The sequence below is a fragment of the Salinigranum rubrum genome (assembly GCF_002906575.1).
Lineage (GTDB): Archaea > Halobacteriota > Halobacteria > Halobacteriales > Haloferacaceae > Salinigranum > Salinigranum rubrum.
Window position 1 is genome coordinate 2,438,949 of sequence record NZ_CP026309.1, and the last position, 20,213, is coordinate 2,459,161.

At 67.1% G+C, this 20,213-nt stretch carries 18 protein-coding genes and 1 pseudogene; 11 read left to right on the forward strand and 8 right to left on the reverse strand.

What is annotated here, in order from left to right; all coding sequences use genetic code 11:
• The first annotated feature begins 27 nt into the window (after nt 1–27).
• The 4 genes and pseudogenes from C2R22_RS11975 to C2R22_RS11990 all read left to right on the forward strand — a co-directional run bounded on the left by C2R22_RS11975 (nt 28) and on the right by C2R22_RS11990 (nt 3,595).
• Nucleotides 28–1,488 (forward strand): LamG-like jellyroll fold domain-containing protein, encoded by a 1,461-nt coding sequence (locus C2R22_RS11975; protein ID WP_245903019.1) that lies wholly within the window; start codon nt 28–30, stop codon nt 1,486–1,488.
• A 57-nt stretch (nt 1,489–1,545) separates the two neighbouring features.
• Complete coding sequence (locus C2R22_RS11980) at nt 1,546–1,752, forward strand: dodecin (RefSeq protein ID WP_103425960.1); 207 nt, start codon at nt 1,546–1,548, stop codon at nt 1,750–1,752.
• A gap of 59 nt (nt 1,753–1,811) precedes the next feature.
• Nucleotides 1,812–3,145: pseudogene (locus tag C2R22_RS11985) on the forward strand (bifunctional metallophosphatase/5'-nucleotidase).
• A gap of 45 nt (nt 3,146–3,190) precedes the next feature.
• Nucleotides 3,191–3,595 carry a universal stress protein gene (locus C2R22_RS11990; RefSeq protein ID WP_103425961.1) on the forward strand — a complete coding sequence of 135 codons (405 nt, stop codon included), beginning with the start codon at nt 3,191–3,193 and terminating at the stop codon, nt 3,593–3,595.
• 6 nt (nt 3,596–3,601) lie between these two features.
• On the opposite strand, the gene C2R22_RS11995 is transcribed toward C2R22_RS11990, so the two are convergent.
• Nucleotides 3,602–4,612, reverse strand: a complete 1,011-nt coding sequence (locus tag C2R22_RS11995) for a mechanosensitive ion channel family protein (protein ID WP_103425962.1) — start codon at nt 4,610–4,612, stop codon at nt 3,602–3,604.
• 392 nt (nt 4,613–5,004) lie between these two features.
• On the opposite strand from C2R22_RS11995, the gene C2R22_RS12000 reads away from it, so the two are divergent.
• Complete coding sequence (locus C2R22_RS12000) at nt 5,005–5,745, forward strand: proteasome assembly chaperone family protein (RefSeq protein WP_173862799.1); 741 nt, start codon at nt 5,005–5,007, stop codon at nt 5,743–5,745.
• Between the two features lie 93 nt (nt 5,746–5,838).
• On the forward strand, nt 5,839–6,900 hold the full coding sequence (gene trmB / locus C2R22_RS12005) for an HTH-type sugar sensing transcriptional regulator TrmB (protein WP_103425963.1): 1,062 nt from the start codon (nt 5,839–5,841) through the stop codon (nt 6,898–6,900).
• A gap of 500 nt (nt 6,901–7,400) precedes the next feature.
• Here trmB and C2R22_RS12010 read toward each other — a convergent pair whose 3' ends face one another.
• Nucleotides 7,401–8,243: a hypothetical protein gene (locus C2R22_RS12010; RefSeq protein WP_103425964.1), complete on the reverse strand. Its 843-nt coding sequence runs from the start codon at nt 8,241–8,243 to the stop codon at nt 7,401–7,403.
• 233 nt (nt 8,244–8,476) lie between these two features.
• Here C2R22_RS12010 and C2R22_RS12015 point away from each other — a divergent pair, with 233 nt between their 5' ends.
• On the forward strand, nt 8,477–9,994 hold the full coding sequence (locus C2R22_RS12015; protein WP_103425965.1) for a COG1361 family protein: 1,518 nt from the start codon (nt 8,477–8,479) through the stop codon (nt 9,992–9,994).
• A gap of 116 nt (nt 9,995–10,110) precedes the next feature.
• On the opposite strand, the gene C2R22_RS12020 is transcribed toward C2R22_RS12015, so the two are convergent.
• The 6 genes from C2R22_RS12020 to C2R22_RS12045 all read right to left on the reverse strand — a co-directional run bounded on the left by C2R22_RS12020 (nt 10,111) and on the right by C2R22_RS12045 (nt 16,421).
• Nucleotides 10,111–11,184, reverse strand: coding sequence for a Gfo/Idh/MocA family protein (locus C2R22_RS12020; protein WP_103425966.1), 1,074 nt, complete (start codon nt 11,182–11,184; stop codon nt 10,111–10,113).
• A 99-nt stretch (nt 11,185–11,283) separates the two neighbouring features.
• Nucleotides 11,284–11,487 (reverse strand): hypothetical protein, encoded by a 204-nt coding sequence (locus tag C2R22_RS12025; protein ID WP_103425967.1) that lies wholly within the window; start codon nt 11,485–11,487, stop codon nt 11,284–11,286.
• Nucleotides 11,488–11,661: 174 nt separating this feature from the next.
• The gene (locus C2R22_RS12030) at nt 11,662–12,840 is read right to left on the reverse strand and encodes an ABC transporter ATP-binding protein (protein ID WP_103425968.1); all 1,179 of its coding nucleotides are present in this window, start codon (nt 12,838–12,840) and stop codon (nt 11,662–11,664) included.
• 4 nt (nt 12,841–12,844) lie between these two features.
• Entirely contained in the window at nt 12,845–13,828 is a 984-nt protein-coding gene (locus tag C2R22_RS12035) for a carbohydrate ABC transporter permease (protein WP_103425969.1), read from the reverse strand.
• A 1-nt stretch (nt 13,829) separates the two neighbouring features.
• The gene (locus C2R22_RS12040; protein WP_216824846.1) at nt 13,830–14,765 is read right to left on the reverse strand and encodes a carbohydrate ABC transporter permease; all 936 of its coding nucleotides are present in this window, start codon (nt 14,763–14,765) and stop codon (nt 13,830–13,832) included.
• 105 nt (nt 14,766–14,870) lie between these two features.
• A complete protein-coding gene (locus C2R22_RS12045; RefSeq protein ID WP_103425971.1) occupies nt 14,871–16,421 on the reverse strand; it encodes a substrate-binding domain-containing protein in 1,551 nt (516 codons plus the stop codon).
• Between the two features lie 277 nt (nt 16,422–16,698).
• Here C2R22_RS12045 and priS point away from each other — a divergent pair, with 277 nt between their 5' ends.
• The 4 genes from priS (at nt 16,699) to C2R22_RS12065 (ending at nt 20,121) form a co-directional block, all read left to right on the forward strand.
• Nucleotides 16,699–17,856: a DNA primase catalytic subunit PriS gene (priS, locus tag C2R22_RS12050; RefSeq protein WP_103425972.1), complete on the forward strand. Its 1,158-nt coding sequence runs from the start codon at nt 16,699–16,701 to the stop codon at nt 17,854–17,856.
• A gap of 31 nt (nt 17,857–17,887) precedes the next feature.
• Nucleotides 17,888–18,868: a hypothetical protein gene (locus tag C2R22_RS12055; RefSeq protein ID WP_103425973.1), complete on the forward strand. Its 981-nt coding sequence runs from the start codon at nt 17,888–17,890 to the stop codon at nt 18,866–18,868.
• A gap of 135 nt (nt 18,869–19,003) precedes the next feature.
• Entirely contained in the window at nt 19,004–19,465 is a 462-nt protein-coding gene (bcp, locus tag C2R22_RS12060) for a thioredoxin-dependent thiol peroxidase (protein WP_103425974.1), read from the forward strand.
• A 218-nt stretch (nt 19,466–19,683) separates the two neighbouring features.
• Nucleotides 19,684–20,121 carry a hypothetical protein gene (locus C2R22_RS12065; RefSeq protein ID WP_103425975.1) on the forward strand — a complete coding sequence of 146 codons (438 nt, stop codon included), beginning with the start codon at nt 19,684–19,686 and terminating at the stop codon, nt 20,119–20,121.
• Nucleotides 20,122–20,213: the final 92 nt, after the last annotated feature.

The window sequence follows — 20,213 nt, forward strand, 5'->3', positions numbered from 1 at the left end:
GAGCGCAACGCCCAGTACCAGCTCCGGATGGCGAAGCTGGGTGTCGGCAGCGACGTCGACACGTCCGACGCGGCGGCGCACTACATCGTCGACGTGCGGGGGAGCGCAACCGGCGTCGCGACCGACGGGCGTCGGAAGCTCGTCGCGGAGGTCCGCGACCGGTACAACAACCCCGTTCCGGGTGTGACGGTGAACGTGACCGGCGTCCCCGCCAGCCGGCTCAGCGCCACCACCGTGACGACGGACGTCGACGGACGCGCCGCGGTCACCTACACCGCGCCCGACGCCACGACGGCGGAGACCGTCACGATGGAGTTCGACGGCGGCACGACCGACCGACAGCGCGCGACGTTCGACCTGTACGTCGGTGGCGGCGGCGGCGGTGGCGGCAGCGGCGGGCTGGCGTGGACCACGGCGGCCGACTGGGACGCCCGCTCGGACGAGCGCGGCGTGGTGCATGAGTCACAGACCGACACGGACTGGCCCGGCGGCGGCGCCATCGAACTCGGCTACCAGTCGGACGACGAGAGCGGCGACTCGCTCGTGAGCTACTGGCCGCTCGACGAGGACTCGGGAACGACGGGCTCGACCGTGACGGACGTCGCCGGCCCTCACGACGGGACGCTCGTCGGCGCGAACGGCGGGGACGACGGCGTCTTCGGTCGCACCGCGTACGACTTCGCGCGCCCCAACGACGAGTACGTCGACCTCGGCGACGTCGACGCCGGCGACGACACCGACCGCCTCACGATTTCGGCGTGGTTCAACGCCGAGTCGTTCAGCGACCACGACCCGCGAATCGTCTCGAAGGCCCACGGGGAGTCCGCGGGGGACCACATCTGGATGATGAGCGAGGACGGCAACGAGTTGCGCGTCCGACTCCGGACCGACGGGAGCACCCAGACCCACTACGGGCCGAGCATCTCGACGGGAACGTGGACTCACGGCGTGATGACGTACGACGGCTCGCAGGTGTGTGTCTACGTCGACGCCGGGACGCCCGACTGTTTCGCCCAGAGCGGGTCGATTCCGGCGTCGGACGACCCGACGTACCTCGGCGCGAGCACGGGTGACTCGGGCGGGGTAGACCGCTTCTGGGACGGCCAGATAGACGAAGTGCGCATCTACGACCGTGCGCTCTCCGAGTCGGAGGTGCAGACCCTCCACGACGCGTCGACGAGCGGGTACCTCGTGACGGACTGGCGGAACGAGTCCAGCGCGATGGACGTGAGCGCGATGGAACTGTCGAGCGTCGGCGCGTCGGTCCCGTCCGGGACCTCCGTGACGGTGTACGTCCAGAGCGACACCGATGGCGACGGCTCCGTCGACGAGACGAGCAACGCCATCACGGTCGACGGGTCGACGGGGTCGTACGCGGTCGAGGGGCTCTCGACCGACACGGACACGTTCCGGCTTCGGGTCGAACTCGCCTCGTCGGGGCCGACCGAGAGCCCGACGTTCTCCGGCGCGGAACTCAGCTCCACGTAGGGAGAGCTTTCGGCTGCGGCGTGTGATTTTTTGTCCCCCTGACCCGAACGTGTCACCATGGTCTACAAGAAGATCACGCTCATCGGCCGCAGTTCGGAGAGCTTCGACGCCGCCGTCGACGACGCCATCGACCGGGCGAACGACACACTCGACAACGTCCACTGGGTCGAGGTCGACGAACTCGGCGTCGAAATCGCCTCCGTCGACGACCGGGAGTACCAGGCCGAGGTGACCGTCGCCTTCGAACTCGAGAACGACGAGTAACGAGTAGACCCAGACCGAGAGCGCGACCTTTTATTTTCGGACGCTCCTCCGACAGAGCGATGGCTCGGCTGCTGCAGTACTCCGACGTCGAGAACGTCTACGACGACCCGGTCCGCGCCGGCCGCCTCGCCGGTCGCCTCCGCGAACTGTCGGGGCCGGACGCCCTCGTCGTCGGGACGGGTGACAACACCGCCCCGGGCGTCGTCGCGCTCGCGGCGCGGGGTCGGCAGGCGCTCGATCTCTTCGACGCGGTCGACACCGGCTTCGAGACGTTCGGCAACCACGACTTCGACTTCGGCCCCCGGGCGACGCTCGACGTCGTCTCCGATTCGAACGTAGCGTGGGTGAGTGCCAACGTCCACTCCGACGGCGACCGGTTCGGACGCGGTGACGGCGTCGTCCCCCACGCCGTCGCGCGGATCGACGGCGAGCGCGTCGGTCTCGTCGGCGTCACGGACCCCGCAACCGGTTCGCTCAACCCGATGGCCGCCGACGTGACGTTCACCGACCCCGTCGAGGCGGTGCGGGAAGCGGTCGATTCGCTCGGGAGCGTCGACCACGTCGTCGCCCTCTCGCACCTCGGTGCGGGCGACGACGCGCTCGCCGCTCTCGATGGCATCGACGCCGTTCTCGGCGGGCACGTCCACAGCCGCCGGAACGAGGTGGTGAAGGGGACGCGCTGCACCCGACCCGGGGTCAACGGGGCGGCCGTGTGCGAGGTCGACCTCGCCACGGGGGAGGCGACGCTGCACGAGACCACATCCGCGGACCCGTACGAACCGCTCGTCGAGTCGCTCGAGCGCCGCGTCGTCGCGGCCGGCTTCGACGAGGTGCTCGCCCGCGTCGACGAACCGCTCCACCGGGACCACGGGACGGTGTTCGGCGGGGAGTGTCGCGTCGGCAACCTCGTCGCAGACGCGTACCGCTGGGCCACCGAGTCGGACGTGGGGCTCCAGAACAGCGGCGGCATCCGCGAGGGGCCGCCCCTCTCGGGACGGGTCACCACCGGCGACCTCGTGAGCCTCGTCCCCTTCGAGGAGCAGGTCGTCACGGCCGAGGTGACGGGGAGGGAACTCGAAGCGATTCTCCGCGAGTCGGCCGGGGAGAACCTCGCGTTCGGCGACCCCGACTGGTGGCACGGCCACGTCAGCGGCGTCTCGATGACGGTTTCGGGAGAAGGGGTGACGGACGTCCTCGTCGGGGGCGAACCGCTCGACCCGGCGGCGACGTACACGGTGGGCACCTCGGACTACCTCCTGCACACCGACCACGAGTTCCCCACGCTCGACCAGCACCATCGCGCGGGGAGGTCGGCATCCAGTACGAGGTGCTCTGGGCGTACGCGCGGGCGGAGGGGCTCGACGCGCGGGTCGATGGACGAATCCGGAAATGAGCCGCAACAGAAACGTTCAGGCCGCCGGAGCGTTTTCCCCCGCGTATGACGCGCGTCGTGGTTCCCGTCAGGTACCCCCTGTCGGAGCCCTCCGAAGCGACACTGCGAGAGGCCGTTCGAATCGCCCGCGAGAGCGACGCCGACATCACCGTCCTCCACGTCGACCTCTACCAGGACTCCCGAGGGGTGACCCGCGCGGACCTCAAGCGGGCGGCCGAGCGCGCCGTCGGCCAGATCGACCGCGCCCGGTACGTCGTCCGTCGGGGCTTTCTCGTCGAGGAGACTATCCTCGAAGAGGTCGCCGCCGAGTCGGCCGACGTCGTCGTCATCGGCACCCAGCAGGCCTCCCGGTGGCGGACGATGGTCAAGCGCTTCCTCGACGACCCCGACATCGAGACCTTTCTCGAGGAGAAACTCGACTGCCAAGTCGTCACCGTCCGCGCCGACTAGGGCTTCTCACTCGCGGTCCGGCCGCGAGACGGACTGTCGACCGACGGCGTCCCCGCGTCGGTGCGCGCCGTCGCCCCGGCCGTTCCGCCCGGTGCCGTTCCCCAGTTCGACCTGTGCGACGCCGCTCGTCTCGTCGAACACGAGGTGCTGGTGCGGGTAGGCCATCTCGACGCCGTCGCCGTCCTCGGCGAGGCTCTGACCGAGGTTCGTCAGCACCTCCGACCGGACGGTCCCGAGTTTGTACGGCTTCTTCGCCCAGTACCGCAGCGTGATACTGATGCCGTGGTCGGCGTACTGGTCGATGTACGCCCGCGGCGCGGCGGGGTAGCGGGCGCTCCCGATGCGGATGTCCGGCCCCCCTTCGACGACCATGTCGCTCCGGCGGCCGGCGTCTTCGAGCAGTCGGCGCGCCTTGTCTATGTCAGACTCGTAGGTCACGAGCACGCTGAGTTGGATCCGCGTCCGCTCGTCCTCCGCGGAGTAGTTGATGACGTCGCGGTCCCTGATCGTCGAGTTCGGGATGACGAGGAAGGTGTTGTCGAGGGTGAACATCTTCGTGTAGCGGAGGGTAATCTCGTCGATGAACCCGCGCTGACCGGTGTCGAGTTCGATCATGTCACCGACCTCGTACGGCTGGTCCGCGAGGAGGAACAGCCCGTTGATGAGGCTCCCGAGGATGGGCGCGAGGACGATACCCAGGACGGCCGAGAACACCGTCACCGAGAGGACGATGTTGCCCAGTTCGATGCCGACGACGTTGAGCCCGAACGCCCCCGCCAGCAGAATAGTGAGCACGCGGATGGATTTGAGGAGCGTCTGGGCCACGCTCTGCCGCTTGAACCGGTGGGCGATGGGCCGACCGAGGAGGCGGACGACGTACTTCGAGACGTACGCTCCGAGGCCGAGGACGATGACGACGACGATGAGCCGCCACCCGGGAAACTGCACCCACTCCGGCAGGACGTCCGCGAGCGTCGGCTCGTCCACCGCCTGGAGCACCACGGCGAGGGGGTCCATGAGGAACGCTCGGCGTATCTACAAAAAAGGGTTGTCCTCCCTCACCATGCGGCCGGTGGCGTTCGGTGTGTGGACAGACGGCTCGTGTGTGGTCCGTGCAGTGCCGTGAGCGTGCCAGTGAGCACGGAGACTCGCATGTACGGGCGTGGTGAGACCGCAGCCACACCCTCCCCCGGCCGGTTCCTTCGGTCGCTCCGTCCGCGGGACTGGCGAGACCGACCTGAGTCGCCCGTGTGGCCAGCGGGGCGCGCCGTGTCCGTGTGTCGTGCGGTGTTCGCGCTCCCGCTCCGACCGCCGGCGGTTCACGCGGTCCCCGAGACGCACACGGACCCACACCGTACGCGTGGCGTCGGGCCGAACAGCTAAACGGCGGCTCTTCGAACATCGCGGTCATGTCCGCCGACGCACCCTCCGCGCCCGACTTCTCCGTCACGCACGCCGACGAACCGAGCAGCCTCCTCGTCGTGGGGTTCTCGGCGTTCGGCCTCGCCGGCCTCACCGCCGTGGACTTCCTCGTCGACCACCTCGACCTCGAACAGCAGGGCCACGTCACCGCCGAGGGGCTCCCGGTCATCACCCCGTTCACCGACGGCCGCCCCCGTCACCCCGTGCGCATCTACTCGCGTGACGACCTCGATATCACCGTCCTCGTCGCGGAACTGTTCGTTCCGACCGCCGTGGGCGGGCCGTTCGCCGACGCCGTCCTCGACTGGACGGAGGGGAGCAGCGTCGAGGAGGTGGTGGTGCTCGCGGGCGTCCCCGTCCCGCACGGCCCCGACGCCCACCGGACGTTCTACGTCGCGACCGACGACTACCGCGAGCGTCGGCTGGCGGGGGAAGACGTCCCGCCCATGGGGACGGGCTTCCTCGACGGCGTCAACGCGGCGCTGATGGTGCGCGGCCTCGACTCGCCACTGGGAGTCTGCCTGTACGTCACACCCGTCCACGCGCAGGCGCCCGACGTCGACGCGGCCATCCGACTCGTCGACACCGTCGGGGACGTCTACGACCTCGGCATCGATTCGAGCCCGCTCACGTCGTTCGCCGAGCGGGTGCGCCAGTACTACGCGGACCTCGCCGCGCGGATGGACACACAGGAGGCGGACGTTCCCGAGGACCGGATGTACATGTGAGCGGGCCAACCGTGGTTCGAGAACGGGTTTTCGTAACGTCGTGCTACTCGAATTATAATAAATCCTTTAGGGCCCACGTCCGACGGGCACAGTATGGTAGACGACCTGCGGACGACGATGGAGCGCGTCGGCGACCGGTTCAACCTCGGGGAGTACGAGATCGAGGCGTACCTCGCGGTCCTCGAACACGGACAGTTGACGGCGAGCGAAATCGCCGACCGGACCGACATTCCCCAGCCCAGAGTGTACGACACGGTCCGCTCGCTCTCCGACCGGGGGCTCGTCGAACTCCGCGAGTCCCGTCCGATGAAGGTGGTCGCCGTCGACCCCGACGACGCCTTCGGGAGCATCCAGAGTTCGCTCGACGAACTGGTGACCGAACTCGAAGCGCGCTACACGGCGCCCGCCCGCGACACCGAGGCCGTCACGCTCGTGAAGTCCCGGTCGACCATCCTCCGCTACGTCGAGGAGATCATCGAGACCGCCGAGTACGAACTCGTCCTCTCGCTCACGCCCGACTTGCTTCGGCGGTTCCGCGACGACCTCGCGGCACAGATCGACGACGGCGTGAGCATCGACCTGCTCGTGACGCCCGCCTCGCGCGCGCCCGACCCGACGGAGTTCGACTACCTCGACGTCGCCACCGTCGCGCGCGCCCGCCGCGGCATCACGACGCCGGTTCTCGCCGTCGCCGACGGCGACTACTCCATCTACGCGACGCAGGACGCCCTCCGCGACGACCGCGACCGCTACGGCGTCATCTTCAACCGCTCGGCGCTGGGCTTCCTCGTGAGCGGCTTCTTCGGCACCGTGCTGTGGACGACGGCGGAGACGCTCGCCACGGACGGCAAACGCCGCCCGTTCCCCCGTCGCTACGCCTCGATTCGTCGCGCCGTCAAGGACGTCCGCGAACTCGAAGGCCCCTTCTACGCCTCCGTCTCGGGTCGCGACGTCGAAACCGGCGAGACCATCGTCGTCGAGGGCCGCGTCGAGACGTACACGTTCGAGGACACCGAGGAGGTCGCGTCGTTCGTCATCGAGACCGACGACGGCCCCGTCGACGTCGGCGGACTGGTCGCCGCGCTCGAATCGGTCGAGGCCCAGGAGATACTGCTCGGGAGGGACAGCGTCCCGGACCGGTCGGCGTTCGAGTGAGCGAGTCCGTCGCCCTCCGTCGCGTGTGAGGTTCGATCTGTCGGACTGATCGATGTGGAGAGAGGCAGCAGCGAAGCGAACCGCGACGAGACTGAAGTCGCACGGTACACGGACACGGTGTGACCACACCCTCCCCAGCCGATTCGCTCGTTCACTCACTCCGTTCGTTCACCCGCTCATCCCTCGCACGAGCGTTCGCGCGGCACGGAGGCCGCGCTGGCCGCGCGCCACCGCACCGTGTTGGCGGTCGGCGCGCGGGAGCGAACGAGCCGGGCGGAACCGGCGGTTCCGCTGGAAGCCGGCGCACAGCGCCGGCGACAACGCGAGCGAGCGACTCGTGCGAGGGCCCGCTCGCGCACGGAGGCGCGAGCATCTGGCTGGGGAGGGACGAGGGTGCGGTTCACCGCGCCCGTGCCCTGCGCGCCTTCTCGTCCGATCCAGCCGATTCGTCGACGACTCTCCACACGACCACTGCCGACCACTGCCGAGGAGAGAGCGACTCAGAACTCGTACAGCAGTTCCTCACACTCGCTACAGGCGAGAACGGGCGTCTCGGGGTTGTCGTAGACGCCCTGCGTCCCCCCGCAGCACTCTCTCACGACGGTCTCTTCGGTGTCGCCGCCGCAGAGCGGACACGTCTCTAAGAAGAGGCGGAACGGCATCGCGGCCTGTGCGGCCGTCCGTGCGTCGACCGCGTCGGACATCGCGGCGACGGCAGCCGTGTCCGCGATGGCGTGCGCCCGCGAGAGCCACACCTCGTCGCCCTCGCCGTCGCTGCCCGCTTCGCCGACACCCGCCTCGTCCGCGTCGGCGGTTCGCGTCACGACTACCCAGTCGCCCTCGACGCTCCCTTCGGCGGGGAACGGCGCGGCCGACGCCGTCGCGGCTCCGAGTTCCTCGTCGGAGGCGTCGCGCAGACGTCTCATCCCCGCCTCCCACGTCCGGCGGGTCTCCCCCGCGAGGAAGAGGTCGCCGGACTCGTCGGCGGCGATGACCCCCGCGTCGGCGAGTCGCCGGATGAGCGTCTCGCCGTCCGCCTCGTCGTCACCGGTCAGCGACTCCGACGCCCGTCCGCCGTCGGTGCGGTGCGTCTCGAACCTGAGGTCGACCGGGAGCGCTGCCACGAGACGCGGCGCGAACTCGGGGGTGTACGGGACGACGTAGCCGCGCAGGACGACGAGCGCGAGGCCCGAGAGGAGACCGAGAACACCGAGAAACGGCGAGAGAAGGCCGACCAGGACGCTCCCGACGAACACGAGCGCGACGTTCAGCGCGGTACACGGCCAGCACCGGTTCTTCCCCGTGTACTCCGGGCGACGTATCGAGGCGAAGACGCGCGACATGGCCCACTGTGAGGCGCGTGGTCGTTTCAACCTGTCTCTCCCGGACCGGTCCGACGCCGCGGCGTTCACCTCCGACGCATGTCAAGAGTATTGGTTACTATTGCGGAAGTTTTATCTGACCGACGTGAACAGTTGTGAGACGCCTGAAACGATGATTCGAACCAGCCCTGCAGACGGTATCGTCCACTCGCCCTCCAGACAGACACGCGAACCGAACTCGGGATGTGAAGACAGTGGGTGACCGTCTCTGGAGTACGTCGGTCCTCCCGGTCATCACCGCCCTCGTCGCGGCCATGGTGGTCGTCGGCGGGGCTCCAGCACTGGCCGTCTCACAGGCCGGCCAGACTGGAACCGCCGTCAGCGAGGACGTCGACGATTCGGGAAGTGCGTTCTTCGAAGTGGAAATCGGCAGCCCCACCGATCCGGTCGAAGCGGGCGACCGACTCGAAGTACGCCCCGTAATCACGAACACCGGCGAGCAGTCGAGCAGACAGCTACTCCGACTCCGCGTCGGGGGTAAGGTCGTCGATACGACGACGGTCAGGGTCGACCCCGGCGAGAGCAAGACGGTTCCGATTCTACATGAACCGACCCCGGACGACGTCGGCGAACTGGAAGTCGCGGTGAGCAGCGAGAACGACACGGACAGCACGACGGTGACGGTCACCGCCCCGCCGAACGACTCAGGGGGTGCGTTCTTCGACGCTGAGATCACTGGGACGAACGCGCCACTCAGTCCGGGACCGCCGCTCGAAGTGGACGTGAGCGTCCGAAACACCGGTGACGCCGAAGGCACGCAGGTCGTGCAGTTCCTGTTCGAGGGCGAGGCGGTCGACGACGTCTTCTTCGACCCGACACTGGCGAGCGGCGAGACTGCGACGGGCGGTTTCTCCGAGGCGACGAACAACCTCCCTCCCGGTGAGTACGAGGTGGGCGTCCGCACCGAGGACACCGTCGACACGACGACGGTCGTGATTACAGAACCCTCCGAAGCCGCCTCCTTCAACGTGCGACCCGGTTCTTCCGCCGATTCGGTCGAAGCGGGCGACCGGTTCGAGGTATCCTCTGTCGTCGAGAACACCGGCAAGCAGTCGGGCACACAGCAGATCTCTCTCGTCGTCGGCGGTGAGGTCGTGAACACGACGACGGTCACGCTCGACCCGGGCGAGGGTGATGTGGTGTCACTCTCGTACCGGCCCACCTCGGCCGACGTCGGTGAGCAGGAGGTCGTCGTGCGAAGCGCGAACGACACGGTCGAGACCACGGTGACGGTCACCGCCGCGGACGAGGAACCGGTCTACTGGCAGGTCGACTTCGGCGAGGGAGCGACGCCTCCGACCCCGCCGGGTTACTGGCCGAACGACGTGATGGCCGCGCTCGGAAACTCCGAAGACGGCGCCTCTCAGAACCCGTCCCTGCTCAGGAAACGAAACGACAGCCAACTCGGCGGAGTCACCATCGTCGACAACGAGTTCCAGTTCGACGACCAGGGCAACCCGACTGAGGTCACGGTCGAGTTCGAACTCGAAGACGGCGCGTCGGAACGTGACCTGCACCTCGCCGTCTACACGCTCCCCGGTCCGTTCGACGAGGAGGAAATCGGCCAGCAGGAACTGTTCGAGTCAGCCAACGGGACTTACGACGGGGGAGACACCGGCACGCTGACCGTCTCGATTCCGCAACCCGACGACGTCGACACTGGCGCACAGAGCGAAACCGCAACGGACGAAGAGGAGTCCAGCGCCGAGTGAACGTCCCGACACCTCCTCGCAGGTGTCCACGACACTATTCTGTATCGACTGGCCCGATTCAGACGTCTCTTGCTCCGGTCCGACGCGGACGATGACTATCGAGGTCCGATCAGCAATCAGTCGTCCAGCCGAATCGCGCGCCCCTCAGCCGCCGAGCGGTAGATGGCGTCGATGACCCGCTGGACCGCGAGCGCCTGGTCGACCGTGTTCCGTTCGACCTGACCCCGCTGGACCGCCTCGACGAACGCCCGCTGCTCCTGGCGGTGGGTGACCGCCTCCTGGGTCTCGACGTCCGTGGTCGAGAAGTGGTTCGCGCCGCCGATGCTCGCCTCGTACATCGTGAGGTCGTGCGAGCCCCGGTCGAGGGTCGCGCCGGCCTCGGTGCCCCGAATCACGAACTCGTCGGAGTCCGCTCGGTTGGCGGCCCACGCCACCTCCAGCGAAATCGTCCGGCCGTCGGCACACCGGATGAAGGCCGTCGCCGAGTCCTCGACGTCGAACCCGCCGGCGCCGTGGTCCGCGCCCCACTGTCGGAGGTACGCGTACTCGTCGTGAATACCGAACTCCGACCGGGTCGTCCCCGACACCTCAACGACCTCGGGGAAGTCGAGGAAGTAAAGCGAGAGGTCGATGGCGTGGACGCCGATGTCGATGAGCGCGCCGCCGCCGGCGACGTCCTTCGAGGTGAACCACGACCCGCGACCGGGGATGCCCCGACGGCGGACATAGTTCGCCTCGACGTGGGTGACGTCGCCGAATCGACCCGCGCGGAGGTCGTGTTTCAGCACCTCGACCGGGTTCGAGAAGCGGTTGTTGAACCCGACCATGCAAAGCGCGTCGCTCTCGCGGACGGCACGCGCGATGCGCTCCGCGCTTTCGAGCGTGTGCGCGAGCGGCTTCTCCAAGAGGACGTCGACGCCGGCGTCCAGCGCGGCGACGGCGTACTCCTCGTGGAAGCGGTTCGGCGTGGTGACGATGACGGCGTCCACCTGGTCGAACAGGTCGGACCGGTCGGCGTACGTCTCGACGCCGAACTCCGCGGCGAACGCGTCGCGGGCGTCGGCGTCGATGTCGAGGCCGGCGACGATGTCCGCCCGCTCGACTTCTCCGAGGAACTCCGCGTGGTAGGTGCCGATGTTGCCGAGGCCGACGATGCCGATACGTACTTTCCCGTCCGTTTCCGAGGTCATGGCTCACCCGAAACAGGGGAGGTGGTTACGTGTTATGTGTTCGCCGTGTGGCTGTGAGAGTGTGACACACGGGAGCCGCTGGCGTCCGTGGGCGCCCCGTCAGTACAGTTGTCGCTCCTTCTCCTCGCGTTCTTTCTCCTTCTTCTCCTCCTCCTTGAGCCGCCGCCGCCCCCGAACGTACTGCTTCCCTTTCGGGATGTAGATGTTCTTCACGTCCATGAGGAACCGGATGATGCCGTACGCCCAGAAGAAGAAGAGCACGGTCATCCCGCCCAGATAGACGTATCCCTCTAGCGTGACCATGCCCGGCATAAGGGCCGGGCGCTACTTATATGTCGGCCACGGCTGCCGGCGACGAATATCGGGACACACCACAGCCGACGCGGACGCGACGACCGACGGCGAGCGGTCGCTCACGAGGGAGGCCAAGAAGAAAGGGCGTGTCGTCGCGAGGGCGGACCGAGCGTCGAGTCGAGTTCAGTCGTCGCTCTCGGCGGCTTCGGTGGCCCCGCCGGTGCTCGTCATCGAATCGAGGCCGTGCTGGATGGACTCGCCGGATTCGCGGTCGAACAGGTGGACCTTCGAGCGGTCGAGAACGACTTCGATGCTTTCGTCCTCCTCGATGTTCGTGTCGGGCGAGACGCTCATGAGGAGTTGGCCGCTGCCAGCACCCGCTTCGAGGTCGATTTCGGCCTCCTCCGAGAGCAGCAGGTAGACGAACGTCTCGTCACCCATCGGCTCCATCACGTCGGTGTCCGCACGGATGACCTTCGTCTGGCTCTCGATGTTGCTGGCCTTGTCGACGGGGTAGACGTCCTCGGGTCGGATCCCGAGGGCGACTTCGTCACCGGGTGTGACGCCGTACTGCGCCGGGTCGAAGTCCACGGAGACGTTGTCGTTCTCCCAGCCGTTCTCGGTGATGCGCCCGTCGAGCATGTTCATCGACGGCGAGCCGATGAACGTCGCGACGAACATGTTGGCCGGCTCGTTGTAACAGGTGAGCGGCGGGTCGATCTGCTGGAGGTTGCCGGAGTCGATGACCGCGATTCGGTCGCTCATCGTCATCGCCTCCGCCTGGTCGTGCGTCACGTAGATGATGGTGGTCTGCAGCTCCTTGTGGAGGCGCTGCAGCTCCGTCCGCATGTGGACGCGGAGCTTGGCGTCGAGGTTCGCCAGCGGCTCGTCCATCAAGAACACGTCGGGGTTCCGGACGATGGCGCGGGCGATGGCGACGCGCTGACGCTGCCCGCCGGACATCTCGTCCGGCATGCGGTCGAGCATGCTGGTGATCTGCACGATTTCCGCGGCACGCTCGACGCGACGGTCGATCTCCTCCTTGTCGAAGTCTCTGAGGCGAAGACCGAACGAGACGTTGTCGTACACATCCATGTGCGGGAACAGCGCGATGTTCTGGAAGACCATCGCAATTCCGCGGTCCTTCGGTGGGAGGTTCGTCACCTCGCGTCCACCGATGTACACCTCCCCCTCCGAGGGGATGGTGAGGCCGGCAACCATCTCCATCGTGGTCGACTTTCCACAGCCGGAGGGACCGACGAGACAGACGAACTCGCCGTCCCGGATGTGGATGTTCATGTCTTCGACTGCCGTTACGTCGTCGTACCGCTTGTACACGTTCTCGAGTTTGACGTCTCCCATTGTATTACTCCTTGAGTGCTCCGGCGGTCAGCCCGCTCACGATGCGTTCCTGAGCGATGATGACCAGTATTGCCACGGGCAGGACCCCGACGATGCTCGCTGCTGCCATGAGGTTGAACGGCGTGTCGAACTGGCCCTGATACTTCAGGATGCCAGCGACGATGGGCGCCCACGAGGAGGCCTCGCCGTTGTTCATCAGGAACGAGAAGAAGAACTCGTTGTAGACGCTGATGAACGTCAGGACGCCCGCCGTCGCGACGCCCGGTGCCGAGAGCGGGATGATGACGCGGAACAGCGCACCCAATCTCGTGGTGCCCTCCACCCGCGCGGCGTCCTCCAACCCGTCCGGAATCTGACCGTAGAACGTCGTGAGGATGAAGATCGACAGCGGCATGAACAGCGCGCTGAACGGCAACACCATCGGGATGGGCGTGTTGAACGTGTCCGGTGAGGACACCGTGATCTCGGGGAGCCCCGGGATCATGAACGTCAACGCCACGTTCCCGGTGAACAACTGGAACAGCGGGATGAGGAACGCCGCCGGCGGGAAGTACGAGATGGCCAGGATGGCCAGCATCAGCACGTTCTTCCCGGGGAAGCGGAGCCGACCGAAGACGTAGCCGGCCAGAGACGCCAAGAGTAACACGATGACCGTCGTCGTGATGCCGAGCACGAAGCTGTTGAACATGTAGAGGTGGAACGGCACCCGCTCGAACATCGTGACGAACACGGCGGGGTTGAACCCCTTCGGGACGAGCCCCATGTTCGAGATGAGCTCGTTCGGCGTGAGCGCCAACACGAGCAGCCAGTAGAACGGGAACAGCGTCGTGACGAGGAAGAAGATGGTCAGAACGTAGAACATCGCGCGGTACGCGCGCTGTGGGTTCTTGATGACCTTGCTGACCCACGTCGCGAGTGGGCCGCGCTTGATCGGTGCGTCCTCCATCTTGCCCATCTTCTCCGTCTGGGTCGGGTTCTCTCCAGACATCTCAGAAGGCACCTCCCTCGGCGTCGGCGAACTTGAAGATGTAGATGGACACCACGACGGCGATGATCGCCGCCGTCACGAACGCGACCGTAGCAGAGGTCCCGTACAGCCGTGAGTTGAACGTCGTCACGACGAGACACGACAGCGACGGAACGGTCGAACAGCCCGCCATCGTCTCGATGATGCCGTACACGCGCATCGCGGCGATGGTGCGGAACAGCATCGCAACCAGGATGGTCGGGAGGATGAGCGGGAAGGTGATCATCTTGAACTGCTGCCACGGCGAGGCGCCTGCCACCTTCGCCACGTCGTACAGCGAGCGGTCGATGCTCTGCATCCCGGCGAGGATGAGAAGCGCCATGAACGCCGTCGTCTTCCAGACGTCGGCGACGATGATGAGCGTCAGCGAGTCGACCGTGTTCCGCAGAGGGGTCGTGCTGATACCGAGTTGGTTCAGGAGCGTCGGGTTCTCCGCGGTTCCGATGAGGAAGCCGATGTTCGGCTGAAACATCAGGAAGAAGATCATCCCCTGGATGACGATGGGGACGGCCCACGGGATGATGATGGCGACGCGGACCCATCGGCGCCCGCGGAAGTCCTGGTCGAGGACGAACGCCTGACCGAAGCCGATGATGGTCTCGAACAGGACGCTCACCGCAGTGAACACGAGGGTGACACCGAGCGCGCTCTGGATGAACCCGGTTCCGCCACCCGGGAGGAACGGCGAGGGGAACTTGAAGTCGATCTGCCCAGTGAGTAGTTGTACGTAGTTCTGGAAGCCGACGAACTCACCAAGCCGGGCAGAGCCCGTCAGTGCGTCCGCCGACAGCGACATGAGGAACGTCGACGCCAACGGATAGATGGCGATGACGAGCAGGAGCAAGAGGGCCGGGATGAGGAGCAGATACGCGTACTGCGCCTCGGAGAGGTTCTCCATCCAGCGCGTAAACGCCGTTATCGGCCCGCCGCTCGTGCGGACGCCCTCCTCGGTTCGTTGTTCTGTTGCCATGTGTATGCGTGTGACAGAGTGTACCGAGGGTACTTATGCGCTGTTCTCGATCTGCTCGAGCTGGTCTCTCAGGTCGGACATCGCCTGCTGCGGGGTCTTCTCCTGCGCGTAGGCCGCGTTGACCTGGCTCGAGATGCGGCCGGACTGCTGCGGCCAGACGACGGTGACGGGTCGCGGGATGGCGTTCTCGCCGGCCACCTTCAGCTGCTGGGTGTAGCGGCCGATGATGTCGACCTGCGACGCCTCCTCGGAGTCGAGCAGGGACGGCTCCGGCGGAATCCAGCCGATGATGCTGAACATGTCGAGCTTGAACGACTCGGTCATCATCGCGCGGAGCACGGAGACGGCGGCCTGCTTCTTCGCCGACGAGGAGCTCGGGTTCATCGTCATGTGCCAGCCGCCGAGCGCGGCGACCGGTCCACCCGTCATCGGGTACTCCGCCTCGTCGGCGGTGACGCCGTACGGGATGGGCATGACGCCGAGGTCCTCGCCGAAGGCGTCCTCCGCGCCGTTGATGACGATGGAGTACGGCCAGTTGCGGTGCATGATGGCGTCCCCGCTCGTGAACGGCTTGCGCGAGGGCTCCTCGGTCCACTGCAGGACGGCCTCGGGAGCGATGTTGCCCGCGTAGTCGTCGCTGGACAGCGCCTCGGGGTCGTCCGCGCCGTTGATGAACTTGCGGACCATCCGGATGGAGTCGATGACCGGCTGCTCGTCGACCGTGATGGGCCGGTCGCCGATGGGGCCGAACAGGTACTGGGAGGGGTCGCCGAAGTACGCGCCGCCCCACGAGGTCATGAACTCGTTGAAGTCACAGCACGACAGGCCCTCGTACACGTTCGCCTGGAACGTGTACCCGTACTCGGTGTCGGAGTTGGCCTCCATCGCCTGTTTCGTGACCTGCGAGAACTCCGCCCACGACATCGAGTCGGTCGCCCACGTCTCGAAGTCCGAGTCGCCGTACCCGGCCTCGCGGAGCAGGTCCTTGCGGTACTGCATCGTCGGGAAGTCCGGGAACAGCGGCACCCCGTAGAGGTCGCCGTTCGGTCCCTGTGCGGTGTTGACCGACGCCTGGAAGTAGTTGTCCTCGACCTGGCTCACCATCTCGTCCGGAAGCGACTGGCTCAGGTTCTGCAGCTGTTCGCGGGCGATGAACGGGATGGTCCACCCGCTGTCCATCATCATGAGGGTGGGGTCCTCACGACCCGAGCTCAGCCACTGCTGGTACTGCGACTGCCGGTTGTCGGTGACCTGTGACCCGGCGAGAATCTCGACGGTGATGTTGTCCGGCAGGCCGGCATCCGAGAGCGCCTGCTTGATCTGGTCGCTCGCGTTGGCGACCCGCGTGTCCGCCGCCCACTGAATCGTGACATCCTCGGTCGGCTCCTCGGTACTGATCGGCGTGTCCGTCGACCCACCACTGCCGCCGGAACCGCCGTTCCCACCGGAGCCACCGGAACTGTCGCCGCCGCCGGTGCTCACACAGCCCGCGAGTCCGACCGCGACCCCGGAGGCCCCTGCTGCTTTGACGAAGCTCCGACGCGACACACCCGATTCACTGTCGTGTGGCTCAGTATCAACCATTACAGTTCGATGTGTTGGTATAGGTCTTATTTATACTTTCGGTAATTGTTACTACCGCAGTTGTAGTAAACTCGTCGTCATCACTACGCGCGAGCCCGAAAAATCAGCAGTCCATCAACCGCACGACCCGAACCGGTTCCTTATCGTGTGAGAACGTGACGAGCAGACTTAATTGTTCAGTGGGATGGTTCGTATTTTCGAGCAATACGGGACCGACCCCCACCCGCTCACTCGCAGACGCAACGACTTTACCGACCTCTCGACAACATCCGCCGTCATGGACAGCGCGACCCGCGACTACCTCCGCCGTCGGTTCAGCGCGTACTACGCGTCGACCGACGTCGTCCTCCCCCCGGCGGCGGGGTCGCGCGAGTGGGGCTACATCCCGTGGACCGCGGGCGGGACCACGATGGTCCGGCACAAGGCGCTCGTCGACCTCGGCGACGTCGGGACGTTCCTCGCCGACGAGGCCCCCCGGCACGTCTACTTCTCCGCCGCCGAGTATCGAAACCCCGGCGCCGACACGATGGACGAGAAGGGGTGGCAGGCGGCGGACCTCGTCTTCGACCTCGACGGCGACCACCTCGACGGGGTCGACGAGTCGACGCCCTACCCGGAGATGCTCGACCGGTGCAAGGAGGCGCTCGTCCGCCTCCTCGACCTCCTGACCGACGACCTCGGAGTCGCCCACGACGACCTCCAGGTGGTGTTCTCGGGGGGAAGGGGATACCACGTACACGTGCGCGAGGCGGGCGTTCGAACGCTCGACTCGACCGCCCGCCGCGAGGTCGTCGACTACATCCGCGCCATCGACCTCGACCTCGACGGTCTCGTCCGGACCGAGAACAGGCGGGGGACGACGCGCCGGATGCTCAAGACCGAAGGGGGGTGGGGCGCACGGACGCACCGTCGCCTCCTCTCGTTCGTCGACGAACTGGGCGAACTGGACGAGGCCGAGGCCATCGAACGGCTCACGCAACTCGACGGCGTCGGCGAGAAGCGCGCCCGGACGGTCCTGGGCGCGTTCGAGTCCACCCCCGAGGCCGTCCGCACGGGGAACCTCGAAGCCGGCGGCCCCGGCGTCCGAACGCTGGTCGAGTCGCTCGCACGGGAGGCCGTCGCCACCGAGACGGCCCCCATCGACGAACCGGTGACGACGGACCTCCGGCGGCTCATCCGGTTTCCCGGAAGTCTCCACGGGGGGACCGGCCTCGTGGTCCGACGGCTCGACCCCGACGAGGTGGCGTCGTTCGACCCGCTCGTCGACGCGGTACCCGAGCAGTTCACGGGGCGAGAGGTGCAGGTCGAGGTGACGGACCCACCGGCGTGGATGGACGGCGACAGGTTTAGGGTAGAGGAGGGTGTCGTGTCGGTTCGTGAGTGGATCGGCGTGTTCCTCCTCGCACGGGAACACGCGACAGTCGCCCACTCGTGACCCGGGACGAACCCGAGACGAACACCGACCGATGAACCTCGAAGAGCTACGCAGCGTGCAACGGTCCGAGCGGCAGAAGGACAGCCTCCAGCACCTGCGGGACTCCTTCTACGAGGACGTCGCCGCCTACGTCGTCCAGTTGAAAGACGAACGCGAGCGCGCCGTCGAGGCGGCCGACGACCCCTTCGCCTCCGAGGACGTCCGTCAGCTCACCGACAAGATCGAGTCGACGCGGGAGATCGCGAACGCGCTGTACGAGCGCCGCGTCGGGAAGGTCGTCAAACACGCCTCGTTCGCCGCCGCGGATATGGGGGCCGACGAGGAGGGCATGACGACCGAGGAGCGGGAACTGTTCGACGACCTCGTCGCGCGCATTCGCGAGAACCGCGAGACGGTCATGGCAACCCTCGACGGGAAGCGCGACGAGGCGGCGTCGGAAACCCCCGACGAGCAGACGACCGATACAGACCCCGACGCGTCCGTCGCCGAGGGCGACCCCACCCCGTCGGCGTCCTCGACGTCGGCCTCGTCAACGGCGCCGGACCCCGCGGACGACATCCTGGCGGACGCGCTCGGCGACTCCGGGGAGACGGACGCGCCGTCGGCACCGCCCGACACGCCCCCAGGTCCGGCGGCCGATTCAGCGACCGGTTCGGCGGCGGCCGACTCGGCGACCGGAGTCGGCTCCGACGACGACTCGGGAACGGATCGTCCGACCGAGGAGGCGACGTCCGTCTCTGGCGCCCCTGACGCACCTGAGGCGTCTGGCGACGAGGGCGCGGACGCGTCGGCTGTGGCTCCGGCGTCCGGCCCGCCCGCCGGGGACGAGACACCGACCGACAGCCGCGACCTCGGGCCCGAGCGGACGACCCTCCGCATCACGGCCGACGTCGGAACGGTGTACGGCGTCGACGAACGCGAGTACGACCTCGCGCGCGAGGACGTCGTGATGCTCCCGACGACCAACGCCGAACCCCTCCTCCGGAAGGACGCGGCCGAGCGAATCGACTGACACGACCCCCCGTGGTCGTTTTCTTCGGCGAGACCGACACCATCGCCATCGAGCGCGGCCGCAACGGCGGCGACTACCGGCAAGCCATCACCGCAGTCCTCACCATTCTTCCCCGTCGGCGTTCCGAGTACGAGTATGCTCGAAACCGGCACGAAAGCGCCGCCGTTCGAACTGCAGAACCAACACGGTGAACCCGTCGCGCTCGACGACTTCGACGGCTGGGTCGTCGTCTACTTCTACCCCCGCGCGGACACGCCCGGTTGTACGACCGAGGCGTGCGGCTTCCGCGACTCGCTCGACGACTTCGAAGAACGGGGCGTCTCGGTGGTCGGTATCAGCGACGACCCCGTCTCGGACCTCGCGGCCTTCGCCGAGAAACACGACCTCCCGTTCGACCTCCTCTCGGACGAGTCCGGCGAGGTGGCGGCGGCGTACGACTCCTACGGCGAGAAGAACATGTTCGGCAAGACGTTCGACGGGGTGTTCCGCAACACCTACGTCGTCAGTCCCGAGAAGGAAATCGTTCGCGCCTACGAGGACGTCTCGCCCGAAGAGCACGCGGAGGGTATCCTGCTGGACCTCGAAAACGAGTTATAACTGTCGAAAACGGCACCGCTCACGTCTGTCGGTTTGACACACCGGGTTTCCGGTGAAACGAAGTCGGGTCGTCGGCGCCTCCGGCGCGCCGTTCGGACCTACCGCTCGGGGAAGCGGGGATAAGAACCTGTCGGAGGGAGCCCCTGCTCCGATACCACGTCGGCGAGCCTCGTCGGGTGAGGCCAGGAGTTATGCGCGTTTGCACGGATGTGGATGACGTGATCGGTAGCCCCTCCCCCGTCACGTCGACGCGCCGACGGGTCTGCACCGCTGTCGGCAGCAGCGTCGCGGCGCTCCTGGGAGGATGTGCCGCGCCCGTCGACAGCGAAACCGAGACGCCGGCCGCGGAGGCGACGGTCACCGTCCGCATCCGGAACCGCGACGACGTTTCCCGACAGTACGAGGTGGTCGTCCGTCAGGGCGAGAGCGTGACGAACGAGTTCTCCGGCGTGCTTCCGCCCGACCGAGAGCAGGCGGTCGAGATGGTCGCGACGTTCCGTGCGTCCGCCGACCAGCACCAGGTGACCGTCAGCACCGAGGCCGGACAGACCGGGCGGACGTGGGACCCGACGGAGTGTCCGGCGTTCGTCGTCGACGCGTACGTCGAGAACGGGCGACCGGGGTTCGACGCGTCCTGTGCTGCTCGCGAGGAATAGGGCGGTTAAATCGCCGAGCAGTGGCTGCCCTCGTCGTGCTCGGCTCGGGTCGTCCCTCGACTGTCGGGACGTTTCCTCGAAGGGGACTCCAC